This is a genomic window from Candidatus Pelagibacter sp. PS_17 (genome assembly GCF_059417945.1).
This window is the reverse complement of sequence record NZ_CM182073.1, coordinates 1-21,107: the sequence shown is the minus strand read 5'-3', so window position 1 is coordinate 21,107 and position 21,107 is coordinate 1. Positions and strand designations below refer to the sequence as shown.

Annotated in this window: 20 protein-coding genes and 2 tRNA genes; 13 read left to right on the top strand and 9 right to left on the bottom strand. The window is 28.6% G+C overall.

The genetic code is table 11. From position 1 onward, the window contains the following. Nucleotide 1: 1 nt before the first annotated feature. Nucleotides 2-3,040, bottom strand: a complete 3,039-nt coding sequence (gene aceE, locus AC5SML_RS00110; protein ID WP_020169010.1) for a pyruvate dehydrogenase (acetyl-transferring), homodimeric type — start codon at nt 3,038-3,040, stop codon at nt 2-4. Nucleotides 3,041-3,170: 130 nt separating this feature from the next. Beyond that, complete coding sequence (locus tag AC5SML_RS00105) at nt 3,171-4,358, bottom strand: acetyl-CoA C-acetyltransferase (protein ID WP_011281701.1); 1,188 nt, start codon at nt 4,356-4,358, stop codon at nt 3,171-3,173. A gap of 75 nt (nt 4,359-4,433) precedes the next feature. Here AC5SML_RS00105 and AC5SML_RS00100 point away from each other — a divergent pair. From AC5SML_RS00100 to AC5SML_RS00075, 6 genes are all read left to right on the top strand, one after another. Continuing rightward, nucleotides 4,434-4,510 (top strand) — tRNA-Arg (locus AC5SML_RS00100). 122 nt (nt 4,511-4,632) lie between these two features. After that, a complete protein-coding gene (locus AC5SML_RS00095; protein ID WP_233788033.1) occupies nt 4,633-5,058 on the top strand; it encodes a PaaI family thioesterase in 426 nt (141 codons plus the stop codon). Nucleotides 5,059-5,187: 129 nt separating this feature from the next. Further along, nucleotides 5,188-7,668 carry a helicase-related protein gene (locus AC5SML_RS00090; RefSeq protein ID WP_018413755.1) on the top strand — a complete coding sequence of 827 codons (2,481 nt, stop codon included), beginning with the start codon at nt 5,188-5,190 and terminating at the stop codon, nt 7,666-7,668. Then, on the top strand, nt 7,668-8,093 hold the full coding sequence (locus AC5SML_RS00085) for a tellurite resistance TerB family protein (protein WP_006997481.1): 426 nt from the start codon (nt 7,668-7,670) through the stop codon (nt 8,091-8,093). Before AC5SML_RS00090 ends, AC5SML_RS00085 begins: the two co-directional genes overlap by 1 nt. Next, a complete protein-coding gene (gene fdxA, locus AC5SML_RS00080; protein WP_006997482.1) occupies nt 8,090-8,416 on the top strand; it encodes a ferredoxin FdxA in 327 nt (108 codons plus the stop codon). Before AC5SML_RS00085 ends, fdxA begins: the two co-directional genes overlap by 4 nt. Further along, the gene (locus AC5SML_RS00075; protein WP_006997483.1) at nt 8,358-9,272 is read left to right on the top strand and encodes a CarD family transcriptional regulator; all 915 of its coding nucleotides are present in this window, start codon (nt 8,358-8,360) and stop codon (nt 9,270-9,272) included. The genes fdxA and AC5SML_RS00075 overlap by 59 nt, the downstream gene beginning before the upstream one ends. Before the next feature lie 356 nt (nt 9,273-9,628). On the opposite strand, the gene AC5SML_RS00070 is transcribed toward AC5SML_RS00075, so the two are convergent. Next, the gene (locus AC5SML_RS00070) at nt 9,629-11,335 is read right to left on the bottom strand and encodes an AMP-dependent synthetase/ligase (RefSeq protein ID WP_041185772.1); all 1,707 of its coding nucleotides are present in this window, start codon (nt 11,333-11,335) and stop codon (nt 9,629-9,631) included. Between the two features lie 7 nt (nt 11,336-11,342). Then, nucleotides 11,343-11,427, bottom strand: a tRNA-Leu gene (locus tag AC5SML_RS00065). A 68-nt stretch (nt 11,428-11,495) separates the two neighbouring features. On the opposite strand from AC5SML_RS00065, the gene AC5SML_RS00060 reads away from it, so the two are divergent. Genes AC5SML_RS00060 through AC5SML_RS00050 form a run of 3 tightly spaced genes read left to right on the top strand, consistent with a single transcriptional unit; the run spans nt 11,496 to nt 13,096 of the window. Next, complete coding sequence (locus tag AC5SML_RS00060; protein WP_006997486.1) at nt 11,496-12,092, top strand: YqaA family protein; 597 nt, start codon at nt 11,496-11,498, stop codon at nt 12,090-12,092. A gap of 7 nt (nt 12,093-12,099) precedes the next feature. Continuing rightward, nucleotides 12,100-12,579: a disulfide bond formation protein B gene (locus AC5SML_RS00055; protein WP_006997487.1), complete on the top strand. Its 480-nt coding sequence runs from the start codon at nt 12,100-12,102 to the stop codon at nt 12,577-12,579. Further along, a complete protein-coding gene (locus tag AC5SML_RS00050; protein WP_006997488.1) occupies nt 12,563-13,096 on the top strand; it encodes a demethoxyubiquinone hydroxylase family protein in 534 nt (177 codons plus the stop codon). The genes AC5SML_RS00055 and AC5SML_RS00050 overlap by 17 nt, the downstream gene beginning before the upstream one ends. Here the strand turns inward: AC5SML_RS00050 and AC5SML_RS00045 are convergent, their stop codons facing one another. After that, on the bottom strand, nt 13,097-13,663 hold the full coding sequence (locus AC5SML_RS00045) for an HNH endonuclease (protein ID WP_006997489.1): 567 nt from the start codon (nt 13,661-13,663) through the stop codon (nt 13,097-13,099). A gap of 51 nt (nt 13,664-13,714) precedes the next feature. Continuing rightward, entirely contained in the window at nt 13,715-14,371 is a 657-nt protein-coding gene (locus AC5SML_RS00040) for an alpha/beta hydrolase (protein WP_020169009.1), read from the bottom strand. Nucleotides 14,372-14,421: 50 nt separating this feature from the next. Between AC5SML_RS00040 and AC5SML_RS00035 the strand changes: the two genes are divergently transcribed. Then, nucleotides 14,422-14,625, top strand: a complete 204-nt coding sequence (locus AC5SML_RS00035) for a twin transmembrane helix small protein (protein ID WP_018413748.1) — start codon at nt 14,422-14,424, stop codon at nt 14,623-14,625. Here AC5SML_RS00035 and AC5SML_RS00030 read toward each other — a convergent pair. Next, entirely contained in the window at nt 14,622-15,137 is a 516-nt protein-coding gene (locus tag AC5SML_RS00030; RefSeq protein WP_006997492.1) for a TlpA family protein disulfide reductase, read from the bottom strand. The two genes, AC5SML_RS00035 and AC5SML_RS00030, sit on opposite strands and share 4 nt — an antisense overlap. A gap of 24 nt (nt 15,138-15,161) precedes the next feature. Between AC5SML_RS00030 and argH the strand changes: the two genes are divergently transcribed. The 3 genes from argH (at nt 15,162) to AC5SML_RS00015 (ending at nt 18,596) form a co-directional block, all read left to right on the top strand. Next, nucleotides 15,162-16,550 (top strand): argininosuccinate lyase, encoded by a 1,389-nt coding sequence (argH, locus tag AC5SML_RS00025; protein ID WP_020169007.1) that lies wholly within the window; start codon nt 15,162-15,164, stop codon nt 16,548-16,550. A gap of 117 nt (nt 16,551-16,667) precedes the next feature. Further along, nucleotides 16,668-17,882 (top strand): diaminopimelate decarboxylase, encoded by a 1,215-nt coding sequence (gene lysA, locus AC5SML_RS00020; RefSeq protein WP_494617192.1) that lies wholly within the window; start codon nt 16,668-16,670, stop codon nt 17,880-17,882. A 12-nt stretch (nt 17,883-17,894) separates the two neighbouring features. Continuing rightward, entirely contained in the window at nt 17,895-18,596 is a 702-nt protein-coding gene (locus tag AC5SML_RS00015; RefSeq protein WP_011281690.1) for a lysophospholipid acyltransferase family protein, read from the top strand. Here the strand turns inward: AC5SML_RS00015 and dnaN are convergent. Then, nucleotides 18,593-19,705 (bottom strand): DNA polymerase III subunit beta, encoded by a 1,113-nt coding sequence (gene dnaN, locus AC5SML_RS00010; RefSeq protein ID WP_020169004.1) that lies wholly within the window; start codon nt 19,703-19,705, stop codon nt 18,593-18,595. The two genes, AC5SML_RS00015 and dnaN, sit on opposite strands and share 4 nt — an antisense overlap. Beyond that, nucleotides 19,695-21,107: a chromosomal replication initiator protein DnaA gene (dnaA, locus tag AC5SML_RS00005; protein ID WP_020169003.1), complete on the bottom strand. Its 1,413-nt coding sequence runs from the start codon at nt 21,105-21,107 to the stop codon at nt 19,695-19,697. The genes dnaN and dnaA overlap by 11 nt, the downstream gene beginning before the upstream one ends.

Sequence of the window (21,107 nt, the reverse complement as noted above, 5' to 3'; positions counted from 1 at the left end):
CTTATAGTTTTGTTGGCATTGGTTTGCTGCCATCAATATTATACTTCTTTATGGCTTCTTTAGCGTATTTAGAAGCTATCAGTTGCTCTTTTGCTAACACACTCAGTCCATAGGCAACAATATGCTCTTTATCAACTTCAAAAAATTTTCTAAGGTTTTTTCTAGTGTCACTTCTTCCATAACCATCTGTCCCTAAAGAATAAAAACTTTTATTAGTATAAGGTCTAATTTGGTCAGAATTCATTCTCATATAATCTGAGGCTGCCATAATCGGTCCTTCAGTTTTTCCTAAACACTGTTCTACAAATGAAACTTTTTGTTCTTTATCAGGGTTTAAGAGATTATATCTTTCAACTTCCATGCCATCTTTTCTCAACTCATTAAAGCTAGTAACACTCCAAATTTCACTATCTATCTGATATTCATTTTGAAGAATTTCTGCTGCAGACATCATTTCTCTCAATATTGTACCTGAGCCTAAAAGTTGAATTTTTGTTTTTCCATACCTATTAAATTCTTTAATCTTGTACATTCCTTTAAGAATTCCTTCTTCACAATTTTTATCTTTTGGCATTCCTGGATGTGAATAGTTTTCATTCATGGTTGTGATATAATAAAAAACATTTTCATTTTTTTCATGCATTCTTCTCAAGCCTTCTCTAAAAATAACAGCTAACTCATAATGAAAAGTTGGGTCATATGTTACACAATTTGGTATCGTTGAAGCTATCAAGTGACTGTGTCCATCTTGGTGTTGTAATCCTTCACCAGCCAAAGTAGTTCTTCCAGCTGTTGCTCCAATTAAAAAACCTCTGGCCTGACTATCTCCAGCAGCCCATGCAAGATCTCCTATTCTTTGAAAACCAAACATTGAGTAAAAAATATAAATTGGAATCATTTCAATATCATGATTCGTGTAAGCTGTTGCAGCTGCAATCCATGATGACATTGCTCCAGCTTCATTAATTCCTTCCTCTAATACTTGTCCACTTTTATCTTCTCTATAAGAGCTTAACTGTGCAGAGTCTTCAGGTTCATATTTTTGACCTTCATGAGCATATATTCCTATTTTTTGAAAAAATCCTTCCATGCCAAAAGTTCTTGCTTCATCAGGAATAATTGGGACTAACCTCGGTGAAACATTCTTGTCTCTTAGCAAATTTGTAAACATTCTAACTAATGCCATGGTTGTAGACATTTCTTTTTCACCTGTTGATACTTTCATAAAATCAAAAATATCTTTTGCTGGTGCTTTAATTGGCTTTGCGTAAGTTGTTCTCTCTGGCAAAGAACCCCCAAGGTTCATTCTTCTTTCTTTGATGTATTTAATTTCAGGAGATTTTTCGTCTGGCTTAAAATACTCTACATTTTTTACTTGATCGTCAGTCAAGGGCACATCAAAACGATCTCTATAATATAATAAATCGTCTACGTCTAATTTCTTAGTTTGATGAGTTGTGTTAACACTTTCGCCTGTTTTTCCCATGCCATAACCTTTAATGGTTTTAGCGATTATAACCGTTGGGCTGCCTTGATTTTTTGATGCCTGATCATATGCTGCATAAACTTTATGAGGATCATGACCACCTCTATTCAATCTCCAAATATCTTTATCTGACAAACTAGAAACTAGCTCTTGTGTCTCTGGATATTTTCCAAAAAATTTTTCTCTAACGTAAGCTCCATCTCTAGCCTTCATTGCTTGATACTCACCATCAACAGTTTCGTTCATAGCTTTAACTAAATGACCTGTTTTATCATTAGCAATCAGTGAGTCCCAGTAAGAACCCCAAATTACTTTAATTACATTCCAACCAGCTCCTCTAAAACTTCCTTCTAGCTCTTGAATAATTTTTCCATTACCTCTAACAGGTCCATCTAATCTTTGAAGATTACAGTTTATAACAAATATTAAATTATCCAGTTTTTCCCTAGAAGCTAACCCTATAGCACCTAAAGACTCAGGCTCATCCATTTCTCCATCACCAAGAAATGCCCAAACTTTTCTACCTTCATCTTTAATTAATCCTCTATTAATTAAATATTTCATATATCTCGCCTGGTAAATTGCAAGCATAGGTCCTAATCCCATTGACACAGTTGGAAACTGCCAAAACTTTGGCATCAACCAAGGGTGTGGATATGAAGAAAGTCCCCCTGGTTTTACTTCTTGTCTAAAACTATCTAATTGTTTTTCATTTAATCTGCCTTCTAAAAATGCTCTAGCATAGATGCCTGGTGCACTATGACCTTGAAAATAAACTAAATCACCACCAAATTTATTATTTTTAGCTCTCCAAAAATGATTCATTCCTACATCATAAAGTGTTGCTGCAGATGCGAATGTTCCTATATGACCACCTAATTCAGGAAATTTTTTATTTGCTCTCACAACCATGGCTGCTGCGTTCCATCTAATTAAAGATCTAATTCTTCTTTCAATGTTCTGATCTCCATTGGACTTGACTTCTGCCTCTGGTGGGATTGTATTTATGTAAGGAGTGTGTTGTGTATAAGGAATATTTGCACCTTCTTGATATGCTTTGTTGATTAATTCTTTTATCAAAAAATGAGCTCTTTGATTTCCATCTTTTTCAACAACTGCAGATAAAGACTCTAACCAATCTTGTGTCTCTAATGGATCAATATCATTTTCATTTGTAACTTGAATTATTGTTTGTTTTTTTTCTGGGGCTGGACTTTGTTGACTAGCTTCTTCTTTTTTTTCATTCTTTAAAACAGATTCTGCTTGTTTAATAATACTTTCTGTATCTTTAGGAATTGGCTTTTCTGAAGGGCTTTCTTTTGAAGACTCAATACTTAATAATATGTCTCCTTTAGAAACTTTATCACCCACTTTAATATTTACAGATTCTATCTTGCCAGAAACTGTTGATGGAATTTCAACACTAGATTTGTCACTCTCAATGGTAACAACAGGATCATTTAAGTTTATTTGATCTCCAACTTTTACTAAAAGTTCAATGACCTCAACTTTTTCAAATTCACCAATGTCCGGAACAAGTAATTTTTCACTCATTATTTTAAATCGATTTATACACTTAAAAAAAACTATATCTCATGTTATTTTAGCACAATAATAAGCCTTTTTGTGCAAACCTGTATTTTTATTGAACAAAAAACTTTAAAATTAACAAATAAATAAGAAGTTAATTTCTCTCAATGCACATGGCTATTCCCATTCCACCACCAATACAGAGGGTGGCACAACCTTTGCTTTTATTTCGTCTAATCATCTCATGAATAAGAGTTACTAAAATTCTGGTTCCTGAAGCTCCAATTGGATGTCCTAATGCAATTGCCCCACCATTAACATTTACAATCTCTTTAGGAATTTTAAGATCTCTAATTACAGCAATACTTTGAGCTGCAAATGCTTCATTTATTTCAAATAAATCGACATCTTCTCTCCTCCATTCAGCTTTTTCTAAAGCTATATTAACAGCTTGAATTGGACCTAACCCCATCAACGAGGGTTCAACACCACAAGTTGCCCAAGAGACTACTTTAGCTAAAGGCTCTATGTCTCTATGTTCTGCTTCATCTCTAGACATTAATATAGTTGCTGCCGCACCATCATTGATTCCTGATGAATTTCCTGCGGTGACTGTTCCATTTTCTTTGAAAACAGTTTTTAGTTTTTTTAGATCTTCTAAATTTAAATTGCTTCTTGGATGTTCATCTTTTTCAAAAAGAAAATTTTTATTATCTGTATCAATCTTTAATTTGATCAGCTCATTTTTGAATCTATTTTCATTTATAGCTTGTTGAGTTTTTTCTTGAGAATTTAATGCAAATAAATCTTGTTCATCTCTAGAAATTTTATATTTTTCTGCAACATTTTCAGCAGTTATTCCCATGTGATAATTGTTAAACGAGTCTATTAATCCATCATTGATCATCGTATCTACTAACTTATTTTCATCTAGTCTTTTATCTTCTCGATAAAATATAGCATGTGGTGCTCTAGACATATTTTCTTGTCCACCAGCAACTATAATTTTATTTTCACCTAGTTTAATAGACTGATATCCTGAAATTACAGATCTTAATCCAGATCCACATACTTGATTGATTATATGTGCAGGTTTTGAAACTGGAATTCCAGCATGAATAGAAGCTTGTCTTGCTGGGTTTTGTCCTAGTCCAGAAGTTAAAACATGTCCCATAATCACTTCATCAATATCGTCTGATTTTAATTTTGATTTATAGACAGCTTCTTTAATAGCTAATGCACCTAATTTATCAGCACTCAAATCTTTTAAAGATCCTTTATATGTGCCTATAGGTGTTCTTAATGCAGCTGTAATAACTACATCATCTAGTTTTTTGGTCATTGCTAATACAACATAATATTTTATAAGTTAAATTACATTAAAAACTTTGATATACTGAGTAAATTATTTAATTAAGGACCGCTGGCCAAATTGGATAAGGCGCTCGGCTACGAACCGGGAGATTCCAGATTCGAGTTCTGGGCGGTCCACCAAAAAGGATAAATAAAAAAATGTTAGATTGGCTACTAAAATCATCTCTACAAAAATCAGTTATATATTTTTTTATAATTGTTTTTATAATCTTATTAATTTTAACCTTCATATTATAAAAATTATGAGTAATGAATTTGAACAAATAAGTATTAAATCTGGTTTTATGAAACACAATGGTGGTGTTTTATTTAGAACTATGTCTGAAACAGAATATGAGTTTAAATCTATAATTAATGAAAACCATTTGAATAATGCAGGAATAACTCATGGTGGTTATTTATCAGCCTTAATTGATGCAGGTGCAGGAACTGCTGCACACAGAGCGTCAGGTAATGCACCTTGTGTAACCATTTCATTAGACTTAAAATTTATTGGTGCATCTAAAGTGGGAGATGAAATCACCGGTTTTACAAGAATTTTAAAAAAAACAAATTCACTAGTATTTTTGTTTTGTGAACTAAAATGTAACAATAAAATTATAACCTCTGCTTCAGGTATATGGAAAATTTTAAAAATAAAATCTTCTAACTTAGGTCCAGGTGGTTAATTTTTAATAATTTTATAAACTTTAAAATGAGAACTTTTCTCTAATGATTCGGTCATGTTTTAACCTATTTTTGTTCTTTATGGACAACAATATATGGTGGAGTAAAAATTTAAGGTACCATCAATAGAAATGTCTAAAAATAAAATTACAGCTGTTCTTGGTCCAACAAATACCGGCAAAACCTATCTTGCAATAGAAACAATGCTTTCTTTTGATTCGGGAATGATTGGATTTCCATTACGTTTACTTGCAAGAGAGGTATATGACAAAATTATAAAAAAAATAAGCTCTGATAAAGTTGCATTAATCACGGGTGAAGAAAAAATAATTCCTCCTAATGCAAAATATTTTCTTTGCACAGTAGAATCGATGCCAATCAATAAGCATTTAGATTTTGTGGGTATTGATGAAATACAAATGTGTGCAGATCATGAGAGAGGTCATATTTTTACTGATAGATTGTTAAATCTTCGTGGCGAAAAACTAACGATGTTTATGGGATCTAGCACTATTAAAAATATAGTTAATAAATTGAATGAAGACACTGAGTTTATAAATAGAGAAAGACTTTCAAAACTTACTTATGTAGGGCATAAAAAAATATCAAGAATAAATAGAAAAACTGCAATAATAGCTTTTTCAACTGAAGAAGTTTATGCAATTGCTGAACTTGTACGTAGACAAAAAGGTGGAGCAGCTATTGTTATGGGCTCTCTAAGTCCAAAAACCAGAAATGCACAGGTTGAATTATATCAATCAGGGGATGTTGATTTCCTAGTTGCTACAGATGCAATTGGTATGGGAATTAATATGGATTTAGAAAATGTATATTTTTCAAACCTTAAAAAATTTGATGGTAAAAAATTAAGACGTCTTAATATGTCTGAGATTGGGCAAATTGCTGGAAGAGCAGGCAGATATTTAAATGATGGTAGTTTTGGAGTGACTGGAGACTGCAAAGATATTTCAGCTGAGGAAGTAGAATTACTTGAAAATCATAAATTTGAAGAAATTAGAATGTTATTTTGGAGAAATTCTAATTTAAATTTTAATAACGCTTTAAGTTTAATTAAATCACTTGAAGAAAAACCCAATAAAGATTGGTTAAGGAAAATACACGAGTGCGGAGATGAAAAAGTATTAAAATATTTTTTAAAAGATATGGAAGGTAACAAAATTGAAAACAACAGAGAAACACTTGAATTACTTTGGGAGTGTTGTCAAATTCCAGACTTTGTGAAAAAAACATATGGAAATCATATTGAAGTTGTTGGCAAGGTATTCAATTTTTTAAATAGTAATTATGGTAAAATTACCAATGATTATATGAGATTACAGTTGATGAAATTAGATAAATTAGAAGGAAATGTAGATTCTTTGTCAAATAGAATTGCAAATGTTAGAACTTGGTCTTATGTTTCCAATAAAATTAATTGGGTTGAAAACCAAGATTATTGGATAGAGAAAACAAAACTATTAGAAGATAGATTATCAGATAGACTACATGAAGAACTTACAAAAACATTTATTGATAAACGAGCCAGCGTACTTGCAAGAGGCTTAAACCAAGATATGGATTTTAAAACTGAAATAATGGAAAACGACAAAGTAATAATTGATGAGCAATTTATTGGTGATTTAAAAGGTCTAAAATTTGAAATGGACTTAAAAGTTGGGGCTTTAGAAACTGACATTAAATCATTGAAAAAGGCAGCAAGACAGACTGTGGGGCCCGAGCTTCAAAAAAGAGTTCAGTTAATCATAGAAACAGGTCTAATTGAATTAAAAGATGATTTTAAAATCTATTGGAAAAATTTTCCTATTGCAAAATTAGTAACCGGAAAAGATTATTTAAATCCAGATATACTTTTAATAGTAGATGATCTTTTAGAAAATAATGACAAACAAAAATTATCAGAATTTATTGAAAAATGGGTTAATGAAAAAATTAATTTAATACTAAAAAGTTTAATTGATCTAAGAAATTTAAAAGAAAGTAACTCATCAATTAAAGCTTTAGCTTATCAATTGTATGAAAGCAATGGTGTAGTTAAAAGAGAAATGGTTACCGAATACTTAAAAAAACTTGGGCAAGATGAAAGAAAAATTTTAAGAGACTTAGGGGTGAAGTTTGGGCGTTATCATATTTTTTTATTCAAACTATTAAAACCTGAAGCAGTTTCTTTAAGAACTTTATTATGGAAAAATTTTAACCAAAAGTATTTTGAGTTGACGCCACCTACGTTTGGTTTAAATTTTTTAGATGACAAAAATAAAAGAAATAAAAAATTTATGCTTTTATGTGGATTTGAAAATTTTGATAATTATTTTGTTAGAATTGACATCTTAGAGAGATTATTTATGCTAATTATTAACGCTAGCCCCGAAAAGGATAAAGAAATTAAACTAGTACCAGAGATGCTTAATTTATTAGGATGTAGTAAAGATAACTTTAAGAAATTGATTGAAAAAATGAATTATAAAACTTTAGAAAAAGACAATGATATGTATTTTAGATATAATCCAAAAAAACAAATTAAAAAAACTTTTAAAAAAATAGATACTTCAAACAGCCCATTTAAAGTATTGAAAAACTTAAATTTGAATTAATGATTAGCTTTTTTAAAAATAAAGAAAAAAATGAACCTCAGGATAACTCTTATTCTAAAATTGCTGCCTTGCTAATTCATGCAGCAAAAATAGATGAGGCTTATGAAAAAAAAGAAGAAGATATTATTAAAGAAACGCTTATTGATTTAGGCGCACCGGTCTCTGAGATAGATAAAATTATGTCTGAAGCAATAATTGTTGAAGATAACTCAAATCAAATATTAGATTTTACAAGAGAAGTAAAAAATGTTCCAGATTCTGATAAAATTAAAATAATTGAGTCATTATGGAAAATAATCTATTCAAACGATAGTGCTGACATTTATGAAACAAACTTAATGAGAAGACTCTCAGGTTTACTATATGTGGATGCCAAGACAATGGGAGACTTGAAGTTAAAAGTAAAAAGTGAATTGGGAAAATGACATACGTTGTAAATGATAAATGTATTAAGTGTAAACTAATGGACTGCGTTGAAGTCTGTCCTGTTGATTGCTTTTATGAAGGCAAAAATATGCTTGTAATTAAACCGGAGGAGTGTATAGATTGTGGCGTTTGCGAGCCAGAATGTCCAGTAGATGCGATAGTAGCAGATACTGAGTCTGGGAGCGAAAAATGGCTTGAACTAAATACAAAGTATTCTGAAATTTGGCCAAATATAACTATTAAAAAAGATCCTCCAGAGGATAATGAAAAATATAAAAATGAAGAAAACAAGTACGACAAATATTTTAGCGAAAATCTTTAAAAAAACTCCTGAGAAAAAAGTAAAAAAAAAAACTAAAGCAAAGGTAGCAAAAAAGCCTACGCTTCCTAAAGCTAAAGTTGTAAAAAAAAAAATTCCAGTAAAAAAAACTAAAACAATAAAAGCAACTCCAACTAAAATTAAAAAAAATTTAAAAACAGTCTCTAAAAAAGCTGTTCCAGAAAAAGTAGAAATTAAAACTGATAATTTAAGAATTTCAAAAAGTAATGAAGTTAAGCCTGAAATTAAAAAGGTAAAAAAACAAGAAACAGAAAAAAGAGAATATAAAGTTAAAGATTACGTTGTTTATCCAAAACATGGCGTTGGCCAAATTACAGAGTTTAAAAAAATTAACATTGGTGGAATTGATGTTGAAACTTATGTTCTTAAATTTGAAAAAGACAAAGCCAATGGTATGGTTCCTGTAAATAAGCAATCTCATCTTAGACCTCTTGCAACAATAAATCAGGTCAATAAATGTATATCTATTTTAAAAAGCAAGCCAAAAATTAAAAGATCTATGTGGAGTAGAAGAGCACAGGAATATGAAGCAAAAATTTCTTCAGGCAAAATCTATGAGCTTGCAGAAGTTGTTAGAGATTTAAATAAAGGTGACGACTTAATGGTTGATCAATCATACAGTGAAAGACAGTTGTTTGAAAAAGCTTATGAAAGAATTTTATCTGAATTTCAAATAGTGATGGGTGTATCATTAGAAGATACCCAGAAAAAATTAGATAAGGCTTTAAAGAGAAATTTGGAGGGCCAAGCAAAAGCTGTGGCTGCACCAACTAAGATTAAAGAACCTATCACAGAATCTGACACAGACTCAGAGCCAATTACCGATACTGAGGATTAAAAATTAGGGCAAAAAAAAACGCCTCTCACACATAACGTTATGAGAAGCGTTTTTTGAAAAGTCTAAGATACTATCTTTTTCTTTTCTTCGCTTTTTTAGCTTTTTTAGCTTTTTTCTTAGTCTTCTTTTTAGCTTTTTTAGCTTTTTTCTTTGTAGCCATCTTTAGCTCCCTGTTTAAGTTAAACGAATCAAAGTGATTCGTTGTTAACTTATTTTTATTTTTTTATACAAGTGATGTCAATTCATTAATTAATTGGCAAATTATAAATTTATTTTTTAAAAAAAATTTTTATTTAAAATTTTTGTTATGTAAAAAACATTAACGTTTATGCGACTTATAATGTCTTTTATAAAAATTAATTAAAAAGTTTTTCTAACTCATTTTGATAAGTTTTTATAATTTTATATCTTTTTAATTTTAAAGTAGGGGTCATCATATTGTTTTCAATTGTAAATTGATTTTTAATTACAAAAAACTTTTTTATTTTTTCTATTTTACTTAAATTTTTATTTATTTTTTCTATTTCTATTTTAATTTCTTCATTCTTTATATTTTTATATTCTGAGCTTAAAACAATTAAACAAACTAGATAAGGTTTGTTGTCACCATAAACTAAACTTTGCTCTATGTAATTAGATTTATTTAAATCACTCTCTATTTTGATTGGAGAAATATTATCTCCACCTGGAGTTATAATTATATCTTTTTTTCTATCTGTTATTTTTAAAAACTCGCCATCAAACTCTCCAATGTCACCTGTAGATAACCATCCATTCTTTAAAACTTTATTTGTTTCTTCTTCATTATTCCAGTAACCCAACATCACATTTTCTCCTTTAACCAGAATCTCACCATCATTTGCAATTTTAACTAAATTTCCCCTAAATGGTTTGCCCACAGTTTCTACCCTAATTTCATTAATAGAATTACAGCTTACTACAGGAGATGTTTCGGTTAATCCGTACCCTTGTAACGTTGGGAGACCAATTGCATTTAAAAAGCAACCCACTTCTTTGTCTAACGCTCCTCCTCCTGAAATAAATGCCTTTAGATTTCCACCAAATTGTTCTTTGATTTTCTTTCGTACTAAAAGATCACAAACAAAATTTATTAAACTTTCTATTAATGAAAATTGCACTCTATTTAATTTCTTATTTCCAAGTTTGATGGTTTGATTGATTAAGAATTTTTTTATTCCTGTAGCTTTACTAAAATTAGTATTTATTTTTTGATGTAAATTTTGATAAAATCTAGGAACTGCTGTCATTATCTCAGGTGAACAATTTTCCATATTTTTTATAAGTTTTTCTATACTCTCAGCATAGAATACCTGTGCTCCCACGACTATTTGAACAAATTGGACTGTATGTTCATATGAATGAGAAAGGGGTAGCCATGTCAAAAATTTAGGTTTTTTTGAGACAAACTCTTTTAATAAACCAAGGGCTCCCTCACAATTGTTTAAAATTCCACCATGGCTTAATACAACTCCTTTTGGATTTCCCTGGGTACCAGATGTATAAATTATACAAGCAATATCTTTTCTTTGAATTTTTAATTCAGAAAAATTTAAGGAATTAAAGTTTTTATTAGCAAAAATTTGATTAATACTTACATGAAGTTCTTGGTCAAATTCTTCAATTACATCAAAAAAAATAATTTTTTTTATAAATTTTTTTTTAGGTATAATATTTTTTACTTTTAAATACTGTGTCTTATTAGAAATGATTAAAACAGTCGGAGTGCAATCATCAATTATATACTCATAGTCTCTTTCTACATAAGTTGTATAAGCCGGAACTGTTATGCCCTCCGAAAGCATAATAGATAAATCTGATATCATCCACTCTGGTCTATTTTCTGATATTAACAAGCATCTATCACCTTTTTTTATATATCTTGATATTTCCTCAGAAAGTTTAATGACATTTGAATATACATCTTCCCAAGAATATTTTTTTTCAACTTCTTTTAAGGATTGTAAAAACACACTTGTTTTATCTTGTGTAAGATACTGTTTATAAAATAGTTCTAATAAATTATTAATTTTGTTTATTTCCATAATATATTGGTGGGCGAAGAGAGAATCGAACTCTCACTTCTTGCGAAACACGATTTTGAGTCGTGCGCGTCTACCAGTTCCGCCACTCGCCCTTTGTTTTCCTTATTATAACTATAAAATTAAATAGTATAAGAACATAATTTATATTAAAAACAAAAAAATGCTTAATGAATTATATCAAAAAACTTTAAAACTTGCTGCCCACAAGAAGTCAAATACTTATCTTGCAATTTTATCTTTTACTGAAAGTTCTTTTTTTCCAATCCCACCTGACGTTATGATTGCTCCAATGGTTATTGCAAAAAAAAATGATTATTTAAAAATTTTTTTAATAGCTACTTTGTTTTCTTCACTTGGGGGTATCCTTGGATATTTCATTGGATCTTATTTTTTTGATCTTGGAATGATTGTAGTAGAATTTTATAATTATGAAGAAAAGGTAATTAATCTTAAAAATAGCTTATCTGAGGGAAGTGGTCTTTATGTGTGGCTTGCTACATTATTTCTTGCTGGGTTTACGCCTTTGCCCTTTAAAGTATTCACAATAACAAGTGGTATGATTGGTTTTAATTTGCCTATATTTTTCATTATTTGTCTATTTTCTAGAGGGTTGAGATTTTTTATCGTCTCATACCTATCATATAAATTTGGTGATATTTTTAGCAAGTTTATGAAAACTGATGCTGCAAAATGGTTTACAATTTTAGGTATTATAATTGTATTAATTTTTACCCTAATATATTTTGCAATTAAATAACACAAACATGATTAAACGAAAAACTACACTTCATCTTATATTGTTATTCAGTATTTTTGCTCTTTTAACAGCCTATTTTATTGAACATATTTTGGGTCATCAACCGTGCAATCTTTGTTTAATTGAAAGAATACCTTATGTTGTTTCAATAGTTATAATTTTACTTTTTATTTTTATTCAAAAGTTTGAAAGATTTTTTTTAATAATTTTAAGTATTACATTTATTATAGCATTCTCTATTTCGTTTTATCATTTTGGAATAGAGCAAGGCTTTATAAAAGAGTCTTTAGTTTGTGACCTAAATTCTAATAATGCAGATTTGACTAAAGAAGCTCTTCTAAATCAGCTAAAAGAGGTTACAGTTAGCTGTAAAGATGCAACGTTTAAAATTTTAGGATTATCTCTTGCTACAATAAATATTTTTATCTCTTTAATAATCACAACTATAACTATAAAACTTTTCTTAACTTATGAAAAAAACAAATAAAGAAAAAGTAAAAGAATTTATTCGAGTTGATCACGCAGGTGAACGAGGTGCAATAAAGATTTATGAAGGCCAATTACTAGCTCTAAATACATTTGTTAAAGATGAAAACCTTAAAAAGAAAATTGAAGAAATGAAAATTCACGAAAAAGAACACTGTGAATATTTTGAAAATGAAATTAAAAAAAGAAATATAAAACCTACAAAGTTTTTACCTTTATGGGATTTGCTTGGTGTAGGACTTGGTTTTGGCTCAACAATGCTGGGGAAAAAAGCTGCTATGCTATGCACTGCCTCAGTGGAAGAAGTAATTGACGAACATTATCTAAATCAAATTAATGAGTTAGAAAACGATGAGAAAAAATTAAAAGAAAAAATAATTAAATTTAGAGAAGATGAGCTGCATCATAAAGATATAGCCTATAAAGAAGGTGCAACTAAAAAAGGAATGTATTCTATTCTGGATAAATTAATTAAAACTGGATCAAAAATTGCTATTAATATTTCTGAGAAAATTTAATTAAGCTTCTAACTCAACATCCCAATACAAATAATCCATCCAGCTCTTGTGTAGGAAATTTGGTGGGAAATTTTTACCATTTTTATGTAGGTCTTCTGTAGATGGCTGATATGGCTTTTGATTTAAGCTCATATCCAAATTTTTTAATAACCTTCCACCTTTTTTTACATTGCATGAAGAACAAGCAGTTACAACATTATCCCAGTTGGTTTGTCCACCTTTAGATCTTGGAAGTAAATGATCAAAAGTAAGATCTTCACCACTTCCACAGTATTGACATGAAAATTTATCTCTTAAAAAAACATTAAATCTTGTGAAGCTAGGATTAGACTGTGGTTTTATAAAACTTTTTAATGCAATAACACTTGGTAATCTCATATTAAACGATGGGCTCCTAATAACTCTGTCATAATTACTAACTATAACAACTCTATCCAAAAAAACAGATTTTATAGAATCTTGCCAGCTCCATAAAGACAATGGATAATAACTTAAAGGCCTATAATCTGCATTTAACACTAGCGCAGGACATTTTTCTAAAGACAAATTCTGATCGTTAAAAATCATTATAAAAAACTCTAACTGAAAAAAAATAATTTATCAATAAATAGAATTTAATTATATTTGAAAGTTATTTTTAATATAATTTAAAGCCGCGCTTGATGCCTCAATAGGAATATGATGTTCACAATTCTTTATCATTTTGGTTTCAATTTCAATATTATTTCTAATTAGGAAATCTTTTGCCTCTAATAAAAATGTTGGTGACACAACTGCGTCTTGATCACCATGTATCAATAGCATTTTAGTAGAAGAAGATTTTCTCATACTAAGATCATCTTGATTAATTATCTTACCAGAAAAACCAACAATACAATTATAATTTTGATTGCTAGTTAAACCTAAATTAATAGACATCATGCATCCTTGACTAAATCCTGATAAGCAAATTTGAGAATTATTAAGATTATATTCAGTTTTAACTTCTTCAATATATTTTTGGAGTTTATTTTCTGCTTTTTTAGATTCTTCTAGAATATAACTTGGATCATCTTTAGTTAAATCAAACCATTGAAAACCTGCTGGGTTAATTTTACATTCTTCATGACCATCTGGACATAAAAAAATAGTATTAGGCAAAAATCTTTTCCAATTTAAGGTCAACATACTTATGTCTTTCCCATCACCCCCATAACCGTGCAGTAAAATAATAGCATTTTTAATTGGCATATCTTTTTCTGGCTTAATAATTGTAGTTGATAGACAAAGTGTCATAGATGTTTTTATTATGTTTTTTTTATTAAAAATTATTCTACAATAGTTTCATGATAACAGGAACATTAGTTAAAATTTTAGGTATTGTGCTTTTAATAGTTGTAGCAGTCGTCTTGATCTTAGGAATTGGAACTTTGTTCAAAGGTGGCGAAACTAGCAAAAAATATTCGAATAAACTGATGCAGCTAAGAGTGTTGCTGCAATTCATTGCTATAGTAGCATTGGTTAGTTTTGCTTATTTCTTTAAAGATTAATCGTATTGTTTTAGCCAATTAATAAAATCCAAATTATTAAAATCAATAGATCCCATAATACGCCCAAACTCTTCACCTTTTTTATTAAATAAAATAGTTGTAGGAACTCCCCTTAAAGAAAATTTTTTAGCCAAAGTAATTGGCGCATCAAAATATATCTCTAGATTTTGAATATTTAGTTCTCTAAAAAAAGAATCTGATTTAGAGAAATTTTCCTGGCCAATATTAATAGGAAAAATTTTTAAGTTATCAAAATTACTATTTGACTGTAAGTCATCTAGAGATGGCATCTCCTCTCTGCAAGGAGCACACCAAGTAGCCCAAAAATTCAATATTAACAATTTTCCTTTAAAATCATCTAAATTTACATCATAATTATTTGAGTCTTTAAAAACTACTCCCTCATATATTTTTGTATTTTTTGATAAAACTAAATTTTTTATATTAGGTTTTTCTAGTGCATAACTAATGTTGCTAGTTATTAGGTAGATAAATATTAATAATAATTTCATGCTAAATATGTATAATTAATTATCATGGTAAAAAATAAAAACAATATGGCAATATGGGGATCAAGAATAAAGAAAGATGCCTCAACTTTGTTCCAAAAAGTTGGTAATTCAATAGATATTGATAAAAAGCTTTTTCAAGAAGATATTTTAGGATCAATCGCACATGTTGAGATGTTATTTAGACAAAAAATTATTTCTTTTAAAATTAAGAATAAGATAATTTTTGGACTTAATAAAATTGAGAAAGAAATTTTAAAAAATAAATTTGAATATAATAAAAAATATGAAGATATTCATATGAATATTGAAAAAAGATTATTTCAAATTATAGGAGAAGAGGCTGGATATGTTCACACGGCTAGATCTAGAAATGATCAGGTAATTACTGATTTTAAAATGTGGACGACTTCAGCAACTAAAGAAATTAATAAGAATTTAGACAATATTATTAAAACCATTCTCAAAATTTCAGAAAAAAATATTGAAACCATAATGCCTGGGTTTACTCATTTAAAAAATGCACAAGCTGTATCTTTTGCGCATTATTTAATGTCTTATGTAGAAATGTTTAATAGGGACAAAAAAAGATTTACCTATAATTTAGAAAGTTTATCAGAAAATCCTTTGGGTGTTGCTGCTTTAACAGGTACTTCTTTTAATATTGACAGAAATTTTACTTCAAAAAAACTAGGCTTTAAAAGACCAACAAATAATTCAATTGATACTGTTGCAGATAGAGATTTTGTTCTAGATTTTTTATATAGCGCTTCTGTTTGTTCAATGCATATTTCAAGAATTGCTGAAGAGCTTATTATTTGGAACTCTGATGGATTCAACTTAATTGCACTTTCAGATAAAGTGGTAACTGGTTCTTCGATAATGCCTCAAAAGAAGAATCCCGATTTGTTAGAATACTTAAGAGGGAAAACTGGAATGGTTTATGGAAATTTATTTTCAATGCTGACAATTCTTAAAGGACTTCCCATATCTTATTTTAAAGATCTTCAAGATGACAAAGAAATACTCTTCAAATCTAATGAAATCCTCAATAATAGTATTGCTATTCTTAATGAGGTTTTAAAAAATCTAAAGCCTAATAAACAACAAATGTTAGACCTTGCTAACTCAGGCTATATTACAGCTACTGACTTAGCTGACTATCTTGTTAAAAATCATTCAATGCCATTTAGAAAAGCGTATCAAACTACAGCTTCTATTGTGAATTATGCAGAGAAAAAAAAGAAAAAATTGAATGAATTAAATATTGACGAACTAAAGAAAATTGAACCAAGGCTCACAATTGAAGTTTTAAAGATATTTAATGTGAAAAACTCTGTTAACTCTAAAAAATCTTATGGTGGAACGTCTTTTGATAATATCAAAAAAATGATAATGAAATATAAAAAGATGTAAAATGATAAAAAAACTAATTTTAATTTTTATAATTTGTTCTTTCTTGTTTTCATGTGGAAAAAAAGGAGATCCTCAATATGAGGGGAATGAAATGGTTTTTCCAAAGTCAGTAGATCGATGAAATATATAAATAAAAACTTAACAATTGAAAAAGTTAATGTTCAAAAAATAGCAAAAAAGTTTGGTACACCAACTTATTGTTATTCACACAAACGGCTAACAGAAAATATAAAAAATTTTAAAAAAAATTTTAGCTCTTTTTCTCCATTGATTTGTTTTGCTGTCAAATCCAATACTAATGTAAATCTGATAAGAGAAATTAGAAAATTAGGGCTAGGTGCTGATGTTGTTTCAATGGGTGAGTTAATGATGGCTCTAAAAGCAGATATAGACCCAAAAAAAATTGTTTTTTCGGGCGTGGGTAAAACTTCAAAAGAAATAAGTTATGCAATTGATAAAAAAATTTTATTAATAAATGCTGAGTCTAAAAGTGAAATTATTGAAATTGAAAAAATTGCAAAATCAAAAAAAAAAATAGTTAATATAGGTATTAGACTTAATCCCAATACAGATGCTAAGACATTAAAACAAATTTCAACTGGAAAAAAAGAAAATAAATTTGGTGTAGATGAAAAAACTTTTTTTGAATTAGTAAATTTTACAAATCATTCTAAAAATATTAACCTTAAATGCTTAAGTGTTCATATTGGTAGTCAAATTTTAGATCACAAACCATATGAAAAAATGCTCAATGTAGTGAATAAAATAATAAAAAAAAGTGGTCATATCTTTGAATTTATTGATCTAGGTGGGGGCATGGGTATTTCTTATGAGAAAAATAGTAAAAAACTTAACTATCAAAAATATAACATTGCTATACAAAAATTTTTAAAGGGCCAAAAAACAAAAATAATATTTGAACCTGGTCGATCTATAGTTGGTAATATTGGATTTTTAATTTCTCAAGTTATTTATATAAAAGAAAATACTAAAAAAGATTTCATCATATTAGATGCTGCAATGAATGATCTTATGAGACCTGCATTATATGGTGCAAATCACCAAACTATACCTGTAGTAAAAAATAATAGAATTTCAAACAAAACTTATGAATTTGTAGGACCAATTTGTGAAAGTACAGACAAATTTACAACTATAAAAGGTTTTCAGAAATTAAAAGAAAAAGATCTTGTGATAATGTGTGATGTTGGAGCTTATGGAATGTCACTAAGCTCAAATTACAATGTAAGACCAAAGCCAGCAGAATTAATAATTAAAGGATCAAAGATTAATATTATTAAAAAAAGACAAAAACTAAAAGATTTGATTTAGTTTTTGATTAATATGATAAGAAATTTTTTATTTTCATTATTTTTTTTCTTAGGAATAGTTTTAATTTCCATAATTTTCTTGCCAGCAATTTTACTACCAAAAAAAATAGTTTTATTTGGTGGAAAAATTATGGGCTTTTGGACTTCTTTATGTTTAAAAATATTTTTATCAACAAAGATAATCATTAAAGGTAGGGAAAACATAATTAGAGGAAAAAAATTTTTTATAGCTGCTTCACACCAGTCAATGTTTGAAACTTTTTTTTTACAAACTATCTTTAATTCTCCTGTTTTTATTTTAAAAAAAGAATTGCTAATGATTCCTATATTTGGCTGGTATTTAAAAAAAATAGGGTCAATTTCAATTAAAAGAAATAAAATTTCTAAAGAAAACTTAGGTTTTTTCGATGATATTTCTAAACAAGTGAAATTATCTGAAAGACCTTTAATAATTTTTCCACAAGGAACAAGACTTTCTGCAGAAGATAGAACTCCTTTTAAAAAAGGATCTGGTAGAATTTATGAAGAATTAAATATTCCATGCCAACCAATCGCAATCAATTCTGGTAATACCTGGCCAAAACATGGTTGGAAAAAAATTAATACCACTCTAACTGTTTCAATTTTAAAACCTATTGAACCTGGACTAAGCAAGGAAATTTTTACAAAAGAATTGGAAAAAACTATTTACACTGAACTTGATACTTTAAGCTAGCCTTTCATAGGCATTACAACAAATATACTGTCAAAATCGCCTGGATCTTTAATTAATGCCGGAGACCCAGTATCATTGAAAAAAATTTCAATCTTATCTCCATCAAGTTGTGCTGCTACATCAATTAAATATCTAGAATTAAAACTTATTTCTAGATCATGATCAAACTTTACAGTTAAACTTTCTTTTCCATCACCACTATTTGTGTTGTTAACTGATAAGTTTAAAACGTCTTTTGACAAACTAAATTTAACTCCATCTTTTTTATCTAATGAAACTGAAGCAACTCGATCAACAGAGTCTAAAAATAATTTTAAATCTATTTCTAACTTCTTTTGATTATTCTTAGGTATTACCTGAATATAATTTGGAAATTTTCCATCAATTAACTTAGATATTAATATACTATTATTTAATTCAAATTTTATTTTAGATTTAATATTTGAAATTTTAACATCACCATCATAACTTTCTAACAATGAGCATAGTTGAAAAATTGTTTTTTTAGGAAGTATTATTGGTTCAAAATCTACTTGCTGGTCTAATCTTATTTTTGAAATAGACATTCTATGACTGTCTGTAGCTGCTGCTGTTAAAAAATTTTTATCTTCAGTTTGTGTTTGATGAAAAAAAATTCCACTTAAATAGTGTCTTGTTTCATCATTTGAAACTGAAAATTTACATTTATTCAATAATTTCAATAATTGTTTTGATTTTATAGAAAATTCATTTTGATTAAAGTTTTCATCTGTTAGTGGAAACTCAGATGCACTAATACAATTTAAATTAAAAACAGACTTTTCAGACTCAACTTGAAGTTTGCTAACGTCTGTTAAAGATAAATTAATTTTTTTTCCTGACGAAAATTTTCTTATGATGTCATACATAATAGATGACGTGGTAGTTGTGTTTCCTTCTTCTATAACTTCTACATTGTTAATTTGATGAATAAATATTAAATCTAAATCTGTTGCTGTAATTGTTAGGTTAGAATTACTCGCATTTAATAAAACATTTGACAAAATAGGGAGTGTGCTTCTTTTTTCAATTACGCCTTGGCAATAATTAAGTGCTTGTTGCAGATCTTGTTGATTAACGTTAAATTTCATTTTCTTTATTATACAATATCTGATTTTTTAGATTATTAATATTGTTTGTCATTTCTGGATCTTTTTCTTTCAATTTTTCAATGGTTTTAACTGAATGAATGATTGTTGTATGATCTCTATTAGAAAATTCTCTTCCAATTTCAGGTAATGACTTAGATGTCAAAATTTTTGTTAAATATATTGCTGTTTGTCTTGGTCTTACAAGATATCTAGATCTTCTTGAAGAAAGCATCTCACTTTTACTAATTTTGAAGAACTTACATACGGTTGATTGTATTAAATCTATTGTTACTTTGTTTTCTCCAATATTTAATAGATCTTTTAAAACTACTTTAACCTCTGATAAATTTGGAACTTTGTTGTAAATTCTTGAAAAAGAAACAACTCTATTAATTGCTCCTACTAACTCTCTAATACTTGTGGTTATTTCTGTGCTTATAAACTTTTGTATTTCTTCTGAAATATTTACTTGATTTGAGTAAAAAATGTTTAGTTCCTCTGTTTTTTGTTTAACAATTTTACTTCTAAGTTCATAGTCAGGTTTTTGTATATCCACAACAAGACCTCCAGCAAATCTTGATTTAATTCTATCTTGGATTCTTGATAATTTGTTCGGAGCTCTATCGGCAGAGATTATAACTTGTGAGCCTTTATCTAATAGTGCATTAAACGTATGAAAAAACTCTTCTTGCATTGCTTCTTTACCATTCATGAATTGAATATCGTCTATCAATAATATGTCAGTATTTCTAAAATACTCTTTAAACTTCACCATATCATTAGATTTGATTGATTTTACAAACTGATACATAAATCTCTCAGCAGAAATAAACATAACTTTGTTTTTTTCTTTTAATGAAAGACCAATTGAATTTAATAAATGTGTTTTTCCCATTCCAACTCCTCCATAAATATAAAGTGGATTATAATGAGAAATATTTTCTGAAACTTTCATGGATGCTTCATAGGCAAGTTTATTACTTGTTCCTGTTATAAAATTATCAAATCTTTTATTTGGGTCTATTCTGTTATATTGTAAGTATGTATCTTTAATGAATGATACGTTTTCATTATTTTCATTTTTAGTAAAATTATTTTCTATCTCATTTTCAGAATTTTTTTCAATAATCTTAAACTCTATTCTTGTTAAATCTTTCTTATACGTTTTTACTATTTGCAAAATTTGGTCTAAATATCTTGAAGTAATCCAGTCTCGAATAAATCTAGTAGAAACCGAAAGTAAGACATAGCTATTCATCTCTTCAACAAAGTCTATCTTTCTAAGCCAGCTTTCATATATATCGCTACCTAGCTTATTTTTCATATCCTTTTGAATTAAAGCCCAATCTAAAGCTTCAGATGAAACATCTTTTGTACTTTGTGTTGTGTTGTTGCTTGTCAT

Excerpts from the sequence above, each read along its gene's own strand:
- aceE (WP_020169010.1), bottom strand. The coding sequence starts at position 3,040 with ATGAGTGAAAAATTACTTGTTCCGGACATTGGTGAATTTGAAAAAGTT.
- AC5SML_RS00105 (WP_011281701.1), bottom strand. The coding sequence starts at position 4,358 with ATGACCAAAAAACTAGATGATGTAGTTATTACAGCTGCATTAAGAACA.
- AC5SML_RS00095 (WP_233788033.1), top strand. The coding sequence starts at position 4,633 with ATGAGTAATGAATTTGAACAAATAAGTATTAAATCTGGTTTTATGAAA.
- AC5SML_RS00090 (WP_018413755.1), top strand. The coding sequence starts at position 5,188 with ATGTCTAAAAATAAAATTACAGCTGTTCTTGGTCCAACAAATACCGGC.
- AC5SML_RS00085 (WP_006997481.1), top strand. The coding sequence starts at position 7,668 with ATGATTAGCTTTTTTAAAAATAAAGAAAAAAATGAACCTCAGGATAAC.
- fdxA (WP_006997482.1), top strand. The coding sequence starts at position 8,090 with ATGACATACGTTGTAAATGATAAATGTATTAAGTGTAAACTAATGGAC.
- AC5SML_RS00075 (WP_006997483.1), top strand. The coding sequence starts at position 8,358 with ATGAAAAATATAAAAATGAAGAAAACAAGTACGACAAATATTTTAGCG.
- AC5SML_RS00070 (WP_041185772.1), bottom strand. The coding sequence starts at position 11,335 with ATGGAAATAAACAAAATTAATAATTTATTAGAACTATTTTATAAACAG.
- AC5SML_RS00060 (WP_006997486.1), top strand. The coding sequence starts at position 11,496 with ATGCTTAATGAATTATATCAAAAAACTTTAAAACTTGCTGCCCACAAG.
- AC5SML_RS00055 (WP_006997487.1), top strand. The coding sequence starts at position 12,100 with ATGATTAAACGAAAAACTACACTTCATCTTATATTGTTATTCAGTATT.
- AC5SML_RS00050 (WP_006997488.1), top strand. The coding sequence starts at position 12,563 with ATGAAAAAAACAAATAAAGAAAAAGTAAAAGAATTTATTCGAGTTGAT.
- AC5SML_RS00045 (WP_006997489.1), bottom strand. The coding sequence starts at position 13,663 with ATGATTTTTAACGATCAGAATTTGTCTTTAGAAAAATGTCCTGCGCTA.
- AC5SML_RS00040 (WP_020169009.1), bottom strand. The coding sequence starts at position 14,371 with ATGACACTTTGTCTATCAACTACAATTATTAAGCCAGAAAAAGATATG.
- AC5SML_RS00035 (WP_018413748.1), top strand. The coding sequence starts at position 14,422 with ATGATAACAGGAACATTAGTTAAAATTTTAGGTATTGTGCTTTTAATA.
- AC5SML_RS00030 (WP_006997492.1), bottom strand. The coding sequence starts at position 15,137 with ATGAAATTATTATTAATATTTATCTACCTAATAACTAGCAACATTAGT.
- argH (WP_020169007.1), top strand. The coding sequence starts at position 15,162 with ATGGTAAAAAATAAAAACAATATGGCAATATGGGGATCAAGAATAAAG.
- lysA (WP_494617192.1), top strand. The coding sequence starts at position 16,668 with ATGAAATATATAAATAAAAACTTAACAATTGAAAAAGTTAATGTTCAA.
- AC5SML_RS00015 (WP_011281690.1), top strand. The coding sequence starts at position 17,895 with ATGATAAGAAATTTTTTATTTTCATTATTTTTTTTCTTAGGAATAGTT.
- dnaN (WP_020169004.1), bottom strand. The coding sequence starts at position 19,705 with ATGAAATTTAACGTTAATCAACAAGATCTGCAACAAGCACTTAATTAT.
- dnaA (WP_020169003.1), bottom strand. The coding sequence starts at position 21,107 with ATGACAAGCAACAACACAACACAAAGTACAAAAGATGTTTCATCTGAA.